Source organism: Listeria immobilis (assembly GCF_014322765.1).
Taxonomy (GTDB): Bacteria; Bacillota; Bacilli; order Lactobacillales; family Listeriaceae; genus Listeria; species Listeria immobilis.
In genome coordinates this window covers 67,169-79,391 of the sequence record NZ_JAASTZ010000012.1, presented here as the reverse complement: position 1 = coordinate 79,391, position 12,223 = coordinate 67,169, and the positions used below count along the sequence as shown (strand labels likewise).

Here is a 12,223-nt window from a genome sequence, read left to right as displayed (position 1 = left end):
TTGGGTTTATTTGATTTTTCAGTAAAAGAATTACATGATAAATTAGTTGCAAAAGAAATAACACCTTTTGATTTAGTAACAGAATCATACAACCGAATAGATGCAGTAGAAAACAAAGTAGGTTCATTTATTACTTTAAATAAAGAGACTGCATTTGGCATAGCAGAAGAACTTGGAGATGCTGGGATTGATCCTAATAATATGCTCGCAGGTATGCCAATTGGGATTAAAGATAATATTGTAACAAAAAACTTGCGTACAACGGCTGCTAGTAAAATCTTAGAAAACTTCGATCCAATCTATGATGCGACAGTTGTTTCTAAACTTAAAAATGCTCAAACGATTAATATTGGAAAGCTAAATATGGATGAATTTGCGATGGGTTCTTCTACAGAAACATCGTATTTCCATAAAACTTATAACCCGTGGGATTTATCACGCGTTCCAGGTGGTTCTTCAGGCGGTAGTGCTTCCGCTGTTGCGGCAGGCGAAGTTTTATTTTCACTTGGTAGTGATACTGGTGGATCCATTCGCCAACCAGCAGCTTTTTGTGGTGTAGTAGGAATGAAACCTACATATGGTCGAGTTTCTCGTTTTGGCTTAATTGCCTTTGCTTCTTCTTTAGACCAAATTGGACCAATCACGAAAAACGTAGAAGATAATGCTTATTTGTTAGAAGCTATTTCTGGTGTAGATGCAAATGATTCTACATCAATTAATCAACCTAATGAGCGTTTTTCAGATAGCTTAACAGGTGACATTAAAGGACTACGCATTGGTGTTCCAAAAGAATATCTTGGCGAGGGTGTGGATCCAGGGGTAAAACAAGCGGTGTTAGATGCGCTTAAAACACTAGAAAAACTAGGTGCTACTTGGGATGAAGTTTCATTGCCTCATTCTGAATATGGTGTAGCAAGTTATTATATTTTAGCATCAAGTGAAGCCTCTTCTAATCTTTCTCGTTTTGATGGTGTTCGTTATGGATATCGTTCTCCAAATGCGCATACTTTAGAAGAACTGTACAAAAAAACACGTTCGGAAGGATTTGGAGATGAAGTAAAACGTCGTATTATGCTGGGAACCTATGCACTAAGTTCTGGTTATTATGATGCTTACTATAAAAAAGCACAACAAGCACGTACATTAATTAAACAAGATTTTGTAGATGTTTTTGAAAACTATGATGTGATTATTGGACCAAGTTCGCCAACAACAGCATTTAAAATTGATGGAATGATTAATGATCCAATTACAATGTATTCCAATGATATTTTGACTGTTCCAATTAACTTAGCGGGAGTTCCAGCTATTTCAGTTCCTTGTGGATTTTCAGAAGGCTTACCAGTTGGCTTACAAATTATTGGTAATTACTTTGAAGAATCATTATTATACAAAGTCGCACATGCATTTGAACAAGAAACAACATTCCATAAAGAAAAACCAAACTTATAGGAGGCGTAGCAATGAATTTTGAAACAGTTATTGGACTTGAGGTTCACGTTGAGTTAAAAACCAATTCAAAAATATTTTCTTCTGCGCCAGCTCATTTTGGGGCAGAACCAAACACTAATACAACCGTGGTAGACTTAGGAATGCCAGGTGTTTTACCAGTTTTAAATAAACGAACTGTAGAATACGGTATGAAAGCAGCAATGGCGATTAACTGCGAAATTGCTGAACATACTAAATTTGATCGTAAAAATTATTTTTACCCAGATAATCCAAAAGCATACCAAATCTCTCAATTTGATAAACCAATTGGAGAACATGGCTGGATCGAAATTGAAGTTGGTGGTAAAAAGAAAAAAATCGGTATTACTCGTCTTCACTTAGAAGAAGATGCTGGTAAAAATACTCATACTTCTCATGGCTATTCATTAGTAGATATTAACCGTCAAGGAACACCGCTAATCGAAATCGTTTCTGAACCAGATATTCGTTCTGCGGAAGAGGCGTATGCTTATTTAGAAAAACTAAAATCCATTATTCAATATACAGGCGTTTCTGATGTGAAAATGGAAGAAGGTTCAATGCGCTGCGATGCTAATATTTCTATTCGTCCAATCGGCCAAGAAGAATTTGGTGTAAAAACAGAACTGAAAAACCTAAACTCCTTTAATAATGTGCGTAAAGGAATTGAATTTGAAGAAAAACGCCAAGCAGAAGTACTTCTTTCTGGAGGTATTATTGAACAAGAAACACGCCGTTTTGAAGAAGCAACTGGAAAAACTTCCTTAATGCGTATTAAAGAAGGATCCGACGACTATCGTTATTTCCCAGAGCCAGACTTAGTAGACTTATTTATTGATGAAGCTTGGAAAGAACGTATTCGTGCGGAAATTCCTGAACTACCAGATAAACGTCAAATACGTTATATTAATGAGCTAGGTTTACCAGCCTACGATGCAATGGTGCTTACTTTAACAAAAGAGATGTCTGATTTCTTTGAAGCAACTTTGGCAGCTGGTGCGGATGCTAAACAAGCGTCTAACTGGTTAATGGGAGAAGTTTCCGCGTATCTAAATGCAGAGCAAAAAGAACTTCACGAAACTGGTTTAACACCAGACAACTTAGCTGGTATGATTCAATTAATCGAAGCAGGAACTATCTCGTCTAAAATTGCGAAAAAAGTTTTCCGTGAATTAGCATTAAATGGTGGCGATGCGGAACAAGTAGTTAAAGACAAAGGTTTAGTACAAATTTCGGATGAAGGAGCACTACGTACGATTATTGGAGAAATTCTCGATAATAACGAGCAATCCATTACCGATTATAAAAACGGAAAAGATCGTGCTGTTGGCTTCTTAGTTGGTCAAGTTATGAAAGCAACAAAAGGCCAAGCAAACCCACCAATGGTGAATAAATTATTATTAGAAGAAATGAATAAACGATAAACATAAAGCAGTGAAGCTTGCCTTCACTGCTTTACTTATTAGGAATTTAAAGTGAAATTTGCTATAATATTATTTATCATGTGTCAAAATGCGCTTTTCAATGGAATAACGCTGATTGAGCAAGGAGAGGACGAACAAAATGCAAAAACACGCTCGAGTCATTTATAATCCTACATCTGGAAGAGAAATCATTAAGAAAAATCTTGCAGATGTCCTTTCGATATTAGAGCAAGCTGGGTATGTCACATCAGCTCATGCAACAACAGCTGAGCCAGATGATGCCAAACACGCAGCAGAAGAAGCTGTTAAAGCTAAATATGATTTAGTCGTCGCAGCTGGCGGAGATGGAACAATCAATGAAGTGATAAATGGCATTGCAGAACAAGATTATCGGCCAAAAGTAGGGATTATTCCTACAGGGACAACCAATGATTTTGCAAGGGCAATCCATGTTCCTAGAGACGTGATAAAAGCAACAAAGATTATAGCAGCTGGTCAAAGTGTCGCGGTGGATATCGGAAAAGCAAATAATACGTATTTTATTAATATTGGCGGTGGCGGACGATTAACAGAGCTAACGTATGATGTCCCTAGCCGATTAAAAACAATGCTTGGTCAACTTGCATACTACTTAAAAGGGATTGAAATGCTACCATCCCTAAAAGCAACTAAAGTAAAAGTTGAATACGACCAAGGTGTTTTTGAAGGAGAAATTATGTTTTTCCTTTTAGGCCTGACAAATTCAATTGGTGGCTTTGAAAAAATTGCCCCCGATGCAAAATTAGATGACGGCAAATTTTCTTTAATTATCATCAAAAAGGTAAATTTAGCAGAGTTTGTTCGTTTAGTAACCCTAGCACTACGAGGCGATCACATTAAAGAACCGAATGTTATCTATGTGAAGTCTGAAAAAGTAGTAGTAACTTCAGAAGATAAAATGTTAATTAATCTTGATGGAGAGCTAGGCGGAGAAACACCAATGACATTCCAAAATTTAAAGCAACATATTGAATTTTTCGCAAGCGTAGATGATATTCCAGCGACAGACTTATTTATAAAAGAAAACAACTAAAACTACTAAGCTTAGTAGTTTTTTTCTTTAGCCTAAATGTCCTAATTGCAACATAGTAAAAAGGATGTCATTTTTGTTAAATATTTGTCTTATGTCATTAAAACAAGTATAATAGACGTCTTGGAAAGAAATGAGGTGAGTGCGATATGGCAGGTGGACAACTAATTAAAAAATTCACAGTGATAATTATTATGTTTATCATTGCTATCGCAGCAGTTGTACTTTTCTTTTGGCATGTGGAGGCTGAAGAACAAACGACTAAAGTATCAAAAACAGAATTAATTGAAAGTAATAAAGTGTGGGTAAACAATAAAATGCAAATTCCCATACAAGATAATATCTTTCTCTCCACTCCATCCGCAAACACCGAAGCAACGATTGCACCAAATGGTGATTTAATCGTTACTTCTACTAATAATGAATTTTTAAAACAATTAGCTTCTGCAGATAAAAGATATAAAGGAATAAAAACTTATCGTCTTCGTGTCGCTGCAAAAAAAGTGTCTGAATATATTACAAATGTAAAATATCGTTTTCCAACAACAACCATTCAAGAGAAAATAACTAATTTCGAAATAACAAGTGGCGAACGAACGATAATAACAGAAGCGACTCCTGTAAAAGTAACATCAGTTAAAAATGAAGATAAAATCCAAACAACATTAAAAACAAGCTATTCAAATTTTGATGCAGAAATTGCAACAAAGTTATTTAGCAGTAAAATTCCCAAAGAAGTCACCATAGCAGATGAAACAAAAACATTAATAACCAATAAAGATGTTACTATCTATCCAAAAACATTTGTATATGATTTTACCTTACAAAAAAATACATTGCTTATTTTTAAAGAACAAAACGAAGAAATGATTACAGAGCCAATCGGGATCGAATATATCATTAAGTAAATTTATCGTAAAAGAGAGGGGCAAGGGAATTTGGAAGTATCCCTTTTAAAAAAGAATCAATCAATTGATATTATTATAGAGGATTTAACACATGATGGTAGCGGCGTTGGCAAAATTGATGGCTATCCGCTCTTTATTCCCAATACATTACCAGGCGAAAAAGTAACAGCTAAAATAATCAAATTAAATAAAAACTACGGCTTTGCTCGAATGGAAAGTATCCAAGTAAAGAGTGAGAACCGGGTGGAGCCGCCATGTGCGGTTTATTCCAAATGTGGTGGATGCAGCTTACAACATTTAAGTTATGAAGGCCAGCTCAAGTTTAAGAAAAATCAAGTAGAAGAAACAATGAAACGAATTGGTAAACTTCATGTGGAGGTTAAAGATACTTTAGGTATGCAAAACCCATGGCGCTATCGGAATAAATCACAAGTGCCAGTTGGCTTTGTAAATGGTAAGTTAACAGCAGGTTTTTATCAAAAAAGAAGTCATGATATTATTGATATGACAACGTGTTTAATTCATAACGAACAAGGTGATTTTGCTGTTCAAAAAACGAGAGAAATTCTAGCAAAATATGGGACGGAACCATATAACGAAAAAACAGGAAAAGGCGATATTCGGCATATTATGACACGATATGCCCACACAACAGGGCAATTAATGTTAGTGCTTGTCACCAATAAAGAGCGAATTCCATTTAAAGATGACATTATTCAAGAATTAACAGAACAATTAGCATTAACCTCGATTGTTCAAAATATTAATTCACAGAAAACCAATGTTATTTTTGGTAATCGTACTAAAACACTTTGGGGAAAAGACATTATTGAAGATACAATACACGGTATTCGGTTTGCAATCTCTGCTCGTTCTTTTTATCAAGTAAATCCACAGCAAACAGAAGTCCTCTATCAACAAGCAGTGGAAGCGGCAGAATTGACCGGAGAAGAAACCGTTATTGACGCATATTGTGGTATTGGTTCTATTTCTTTATGTTTAGCTAAAAAAGCAAAACATGTATATGGGGTAGAAATTGTTGATCAGGCGATTCAAGATGCAAGAGCAAATGCAGAATTAAATAATTTAAAAAACACTACTTTTGAGACGGGGAAAGCAGAAGAAGTTATTCCAGCATGGTATAAGGCAGGAATTACAGCAGATGTACTTGTCGTTGATCCCCCAAGAAAAGGGTGTGATGAAAAGTTACTTCAAACTATTTTAGCAATGAAACCAAAAAAAGTGGTCTATGTTTCTTGTAATCCAGCGACATTAGCTCGCGATATGCAAATACTGACGGATGGTGGTTATGAAGCAAAACAAGTCCAGCCGGTAGATATGTTTCCGATGACAACACATATCGAAGCTGTTACCGTGTTAGAAATTAAATAAACAAAGACCGCCAAAATGGGATAATGGCGGTTTTTGTTTTCTCAAGTGTGTAAGTGGACTGTTAGTTAACAGATGTGATTGTTGTTAGATCAAGCCCAGGTTTTATTTAACCATGGAATAAAAAATTGGTCAAAAGAGTACATTTTTGCTTTTTAGGTTTAAAATAATAGTTTTATATACTTTTTTTACGTTAAAAAGTTAAATACCATACTAAAAAATCGGAAAAAACGCTTGAAATTGTTGGTAATTTGTCATATTTTTCTTGCTTCAAAAAGAGCTGATTGTTTGGTAAGATAAATGTAAGAGATTTCACAAGGAGGAGGAAGGCAAAAATGGCAATTAAGATGTATATTGATCAACCAGGAAAAGAACTACATTTAGAAACAACACATCCCAATTTTAAAGACCACTTTAAAGCCAGCTTTTATTTAGATGAAAATGATAAATTAGCACCATTTGGACAGAAGGAAGGTTTAGAAGTTCTAAAACGGCTAGAGGAATATTTTAGTGATAAAAGTGATCAAGGCTTAAATTTATCGGCTTTTCCGAAGTACATGATGGAAACTGTGAAAAATTCGACCTATGTTCCAGCGAAAGATGATGGGGTAGAACGATTACAACAACTTTTAGCTGAATTTGGTAGCGCTGTGCATCAATCAGACCGAATTACGATTGCTGCTGCTTTAGCACAAATTAAAATCACCGGGTATATACTACCGGCACTTCGAGATGCAGCACTTGAATCACTTCATCGCGAAATCGAATTAAATAAACTAGAAATTAGTGATAGTGGCTATGCTGATAGTATCTTTTATGATTTACTTACCTTTACTAAAGATTATACATCCGTTATGCCAGATATGTGGTGTAGACATTGTACTGAATAAAAAACAGCGCGAAATGCGCTGTTTTTTATTTATCTAACATGGCTATAATTGCTTTGGCAACTTCTTGTTGATTGCGGTTGTCCGTATTCACAATAAAATCAGCTGAGGTTTTATAATGCTCAATCCTTGGTTCAAAAATAGCGCGAATTTCCTCAGGTGTTTTTTGCTGTACTAGTGGGCGTGTTGTATCACCCTTAAGTCTATTCATAAATACTTCTGGATTTGTTTCTAAATAAATTACCGGATATGTATTTTTTAAAACTTCTCTATTTTCAGGATTAAGAACAATTCCACCGCCTGTTGCGATAACGGCTTTTGTATCAGCCAATTCTTTTAATTTTTCGTGTTCTAAACGACGAAATTCTTTTTCACCATATTTAGCAAAAATAGCAGAAACACTCATTCCCTGTTCGTGAGTAATAACTTCATCAATATCAATATATGGTAAATTAGCTAATTTTGCGAGTATATTTCCAACGGTCGTTTTTCCAGCTCCCATAAAGCCGATTAAGATAACTTGGTCGATGATGTTCGCCTCCTTTTTAGAAACTATATTTTACTACTTAAAAGCATTAAAGAAATTATATCATATATGTTCAAAAGGTCAACATAAATTCCTTATTTAGCATACAATTAATCGAAACGCACGTCAATCCAGAATTGGCGCCTTTCCATTGAACCTTATTTCTAGTACAATAGAAATAGCACACAATGTGGGAGTGGAGGATGCAAATGATAGAAGCGGAACTAGATCAAGAAAAAAAGACAGAGAGAATAGAATTTAGCGTAAATCGCCGTTTGATTTTTTCAAGTTGCTTATTATGGATAGCGGTTGGATTATTAGTATATATCATTTTTAGTCATATAAAAGGTGTAAATGGTATAGAAGAGACTATTTTACTTATATTTATTGGACTTTGTATTTTACGGCCGTTATTAAGATTGCTAAATACTGCTCCGACCGTTGAATTGACGGAACGTGGGCTTGCTTATCGTGGAGATTTTAAACCATGGAATGAAGTAAAAGAAACCGAACTAAAAAAACCTGCTATCAAATTGTTTGCTCAAGGTCGCTTGAAAATAATGACTTCCATTAATGGGAGAACAGAAGTAGCTTGGGACATTGTTGCTGCAGACGTTTCGATTAGTTTAGAAGAATTAGAAGCACTAATCCATTCAATGCGCGAGAAATATACAGATGATGAAACAGTAGGGGCAGAAATTTTTATTGATAAGAAAAAATTTTAAAGCTATTGGAGCGGAAAAAACGTATGTTAAAAATTGCTTTAGTTCAGAAAAAAGCAGTTGCTAATAATAAATTGGCTAATTTAAATTTAGCTATCCAACATATCGAAACAGCTGCGAAAAATGGAGCAGATTTAGTGCTTTTTCCAGAAATGTGGTCAAATGGATATGCGCCTCCTTTTGATAAAGCTTTCGATTATCCGTTGCATCCTGATTTTAAGAAAGAACGTGCTATGTGGTTAGACGAGGCAGTAACAATTGATAGCGAGTATGTCAAAGTCCTCAGAGAGCAAGCTAAACAACACCATATCGGTATTTGTGCGACCTATTTATCAAAAATAGGTGAGAAAAGACAAAATACGGCAATTATTATTGATCGAAATGGTGCGATTATTTTAGACTATGCAAAAGTACATACATGTGATTTTTCATTAGAGTGTTTAATTGATAGTGGTAATGAATTTCAAGTATGCGAGTTTGAAGGGGTTAAATTGGGTGTGATGATTTGCTTTGACCGAGAATTTCCGGAAAGCGCCCGAACACTTATGCTAAAAGGCGCTGAAATAATTCTTGTTCCCAATGCATGTGATATGAATCCAGCGCGACTGAATCAACTTAACGCTAGAGCTTTTGAAAATATGGTTGGTGTGGCAATGGCAAATTATCCTGGTGAGAATTGGGGACAATCTTGTGCCTTTTCTCCAGTAGTTTTTGATAACGATGGTAAATATATTGATAATGTGATTTTTCAAGCAGAGGCTAGTTCGGAAGCTATTTATATGGCAGAATTTAACGTAGCGGAGATAAGAAATTTTCGAAGGACGGAGGTTTGGGGAAATGCTTATCGAAAACCACAGACCTATGCTTCACTTGTAAATGAGGAAGTAATGGAGCCATTTAAACGAAAAGAAAAAAATTAATGAGTCTTACTTAATTTCGTGGAGCGGTTAGTCTATTGGATTAATCGCTTTTGTATGATAAAGTTTAGATTTTTTTATAAATACAACTATAGCCCATAGTATCTTCTATAAAATTAAGGTAGAATAAGCAAATAATCTAGTAACAGGAGGAAAAGAATGGAGACCGTACTAAAAGCGCACAAAGTTAGAAAAGTATATGGCTCAAAGGGAAATTTGTTTTCTGCATTAGGAAGTGTTAGCTTTGAAATACAAAAAGGCTCATTCGTTGGGATAATGGGACCTTCTGGGGCAGGTAAATCAACATTGCTTAATGTGTTGTCTTCCATAGATAAACCTACTTCTGGAGAAATTGAAATTGGTGGAAAGCAACTTTCAAAAATGAAAGCAAAAGAAATGGCACTTTTTAGAAGAAACCAACTGGGCTTTATTTTTCAAGATTATAATTTGCTTGATACAATGACTGTAAAAGATAATATTGTCTTACCGCTTGCGTTATCGCATGTTAGACAAAAAGAAATTGATGAACGGTTTGAACTTATTGCTCGTCAGTTTGGCATTTATGAGCAGCGAAATAAATATCCAACCGATATATCAGGTGGACAAAAACAACGAACGGCAGTATGTAGGGCGATGATTACGGAGCCTACCCTTATTTTCGCAGATGAACCAACTGGTGCGCTCGACTCCAAGGCTGCAACTAATCTTTTAGAAGGTCTTGCTAAAGCTAAAAATATCCGCGATTCAACAATTATGATGGTTACCCATGATGCCTTTGCTGCAAGTTATTGCGAGCGAATTATGTTTATTAAAGATGGAGAAATTTTCACGGAAATCTATCGAGGAAATAATTCAAGAAAACAATTTTTCCAAAAAGTGTTGGATGTTTTGGCGCTTCTTGGGGGGGACGAAAACAATGTTATTTAAAGTAGCACTTACCAACATGCGAAAAAACTTTACGCAATTTATGGTATATTTTGTTTCGCTTATTGTCTGTGTACTCGTATTCTTTACATTTGTTTCTTTGTCTTATAATCCTCTTATTGATAAGGTTTTTAAACGCTGGGAACTATTTGGGCCGGCGATGTTTTCTGCGGCAAGTATAGTACTTATTTTATTTATCTTCTTTTTTATTTTTTATTCGAATAGCTTTTTTCTTAAAAGACGAAAACGTGAAATTGGCTTATATTCGTTGCTTGGCTTGCGTAAATCCCAAATTGCTTTAGTGCTTTTCTTTGAGAATGCCATGATGTATATGTTAGCGACGGTATTTGGTATTTTACTTGGTATCTTTTTTTCTAAAATGTTTGCCATGCTATTGTTTTGGATTGTTGGTTTAACGATAGATGCACAGTTTCTTATTTCTACATCAGCGATTATAGATACGGCATTGGTGTTTTTAGCAATTATGTTATTTACATCTGTATACGCCATCATCATTGTATTACGTTATAATTTAAGTCAATTATTTAAGAATGACGATAAAGAAGAAAGAGTTGCAAAAGGCTCATTTTTTCTTATGGTAGTGGGGCTTATTTTAATTGGGATTGGCTATTTTATCGCAACTCGCAATATTGAGGAATCACCTATTTGGCTGAAATATGATTTTCTGGATATAAATCTATTTATATTATGTTCTGTAATTTTGGGAACTTGGCTAACTGTCAGATTTGGAACGCCCTATGTGATTAAAAAACTTTATCATAATAAACATTTTTTATACAATGGTACCAATCTAATAGGGATTACATCACTGCGTTTTAGATTGAAAAAGAATGCAAGTACAATTGCAATGATAGCGGTCTTAAGTGCAACTACTTTAACAATCATTGGTTCATTGAGTAGTTTTTATGTTCGAACACTCAATGATATTACAGAAGATAATCCATCGAGTTATCAAGTACGAAATCTAACAAGTAAAAATGAACAGCAAATAATTCAAACCATTAATACAGACAAAAATCATCAGCTAAAAAGTATCATGAAAACAGAAATGGTTAGAGCTAATTTAGAATATCGAGAGAATAGCAAAAAAGATTCAGAACAACTACAAATGATACATCCCATTGTTGCTGAATCTGAATATGCGCGAATTGCAGCAAAACAACAAAGTGATTTTGTGAGGCCTGAAAAATTACAATATAGTGAGGCAATTTTACTTGGGAAAAATGTTTATTATGCAAGACCAGAAATTCAGAATGATTGGTTGGAACGGCAAATAACAGTGAAAACAGAAAAAGCAACTAGTCAAAAGATGGCGCCTATCAAAGTAATTGGTTTTCGAGAATTTTCGATTTTTAATACCGGGATTTCCTATGAAACATTAGTCGTTTCGGATGAATATTATAACGATATAAAAACGTTAGCATCAAGAGAAACAGTAGGAATGTTTAATATTACAAATTCGAGCCATAGTGAAGAATTAGATAAAAAAGTTCAAACAATTGTGGACGGAAAGCCTTCGCTATTCTCAGAAAAAGTGTCTTCCTACTATACAAACTATCATATGATTTCGTTACTTGCAGGTTCATTTTTATTTATCGGTATTTTCATCGGAATTGTATTTTTCTTAGCCACTGGTAGTATTATTTACTTTAAATTAGTTACAGATGCGGTAACGGAAAAAGTGAAATTCCAAATATTATTCAAGCTAGGTGTCACAGAGAAAGAAATAAGAAAGATAATTTCCAAACAAATTTGGCCCATTTTTGTGATTCCTTTATTTTTGGGAATTGCGCATTCAATGGTTGCGCTTTGGGGAATATCTATTAATTTAATCGATAATATTAAATTTCCAGTTTTAATTGGGACAGGTATTTATATTTTATTGTTTGGTGCTTATTACATGCTTTGCGTCAATTCATTTACTAAAATCGTTACGGCAGATAAAAAGTAATTGGCTTTTATAGGT

11 protein-coding genes are annotated in these 12,223 nt (G+C 34.7%); 10 read left to right on the top strand and 1 reads right to left on the bottom strand.

Annotated features, from left to right (window positions below):
* From gatA to HCJ50_RS10305, 6 genes are all read left to right on the top strand, one after another.
* Positions 1-1,452 carry an Asp-tRNA(Asn)/Glu-tRNA(Gln) amidotransferase subunit GatA gene (gene gatA, locus HCJ50_RS10330; RefSeq protein ID WP_185347259.1) on the top strand — a complete coding sequence of 484 codons (1,452 nt, stop codon included), beginning with the start codon at positions 1-3 and terminating at the stop codon, positions 1,450-1,452.
* Between the two features lie 11 nt (positions 1,453-1,463).
* A complete protein-coding gene (gatB, locus tag HCJ50_RS10325; protein ID WP_185347257.1) occupies positions 1,464-2,894 on the top strand; it encodes an Asp-tRNA(Asn)/Glu-tRNA(Gln) amidotransferase subunit GatB in 1,431 nt (476 codons plus the stop codon).
* Between the two features lie 139 nt (positions 2,895-3,033).
* The gene (locus tag HCJ50_RS10320) at positions 3,034-3,966 is read left to right on the top strand and encodes a diacylglycerol kinase (protein WP_185347255.1); all 933 of its coding nucleotides are present in this window, start codon (positions 3,034-3,036) and stop codon (positions 3,964-3,966) included.
* Positions 3,967-4,112: 146 nt separating this feature from the next.
* On the top strand, positions 4,113-4,871 hold the full coding sequence (locus HCJ50_RS10315) for a hypothetical protein (protein WP_185347253.1): 759 nt from the start codon (positions 4,113-4,115) through the stop codon (positions 4,869-4,871).
* A gap of 30 nt (positions 4,872-4,901) precedes the next feature.
* On the top strand, positions 4,902-6,263 hold the full coding sequence (rlmD, locus tag HCJ50_RS10310; RefSeq protein ID WP_185347251.1) for a 23S rRNA (uracil(1939)-C(5))-methyltransferase RlmD: 1,362 nt from the start codon (positions 4,902-4,904) through the stop codon (positions 6,261-6,263).
* 332 nt (positions 6,264-6,595) lie between these two features.
* Positions 6,596-7,150: a molybdate metabolism regulator gene (locus HCJ50_RS10305; protein ID WP_185347249.1), complete on the top strand. Its 555-nt coding sequence runs from the start codon at positions 6,596-6,598 to the stop codon at positions 7,148-7,150.
* Between the two features lie 25 nt (positions 7,151-7,175).
* Here HCJ50_RS10305 and HCJ50_RS10300 read toward each other — a convergent pair whose 3' ends face one another.
* Positions 7,176-7,664 carry a shikimate kinase gene (locus tag HCJ50_RS10300; RefSeq protein WP_311769009.1) on the bottom strand — a complete coding sequence of 163 codons (489 nt, stop codon included), beginning with the start codon at positions 7,662-7,664 and terminating at the stop codon, positions 7,176-7,178.
* Positions 7,665-7,882: 218 nt separating this feature from the next.
* On the opposite strand from HCJ50_RS10300, the gene HCJ50_RS10295 reads away from it, so the two are divergent.
* The 4 genes from HCJ50_RS10295 to HCJ50_RS10280 all read left to right on the top strand — a co-directional run bounded on the left by HCJ50_RS10295 (position 7,883) and on the right by HCJ50_RS10280 (position 12,208).
* On the top strand, positions 7,883-8,398 hold the full coding sequence (locus tag HCJ50_RS10295) for a hypothetical protein (protein ID WP_185347247.1): 516 nt from the start codon (positions 7,883-7,885) through the stop codon (positions 8,396-8,398).
* A gap of 23 nt (positions 8,399-8,421) precedes the next feature.
* Positions 8,422-9,315: a carbon-nitrogen hydrolase family protein gene (locus HCJ50_RS10290; RefSeq protein WP_185347245.1), complete on the top strand. Its 894-nt coding sequence runs from the start codon at positions 8,422-8,424 to the stop codon at positions 9,313-9,315.
* A gap of 156 nt (positions 9,316-9,471) precedes the next feature.
* Positions 9,472-10,239: an ABC transporter ATP-binding protein gene (locus tag HCJ50_RS10285; RefSeq protein ID WP_185347243.1), complete on the top strand. Its 768-nt coding sequence runs from the start codon at positions 9,472-9,474 to the stop codon at positions 10,237-10,239.
* Positions 10,229-12,208: an ABC transporter permease gene (locus tag HCJ50_RS10280; RefSeq protein WP_185347241.1), complete on the top strand. Its 1,980-nt coding sequence runs from the start codon at positions 10,229-10,231 to the stop codon at positions 12,206-12,208. Before HCJ50_RS10285 ends, HCJ50_RS10280 begins: the two co-directional genes overlap by 11 nt.
* Positions 12,209-12,223: the final 15 nt, after the last annotated feature.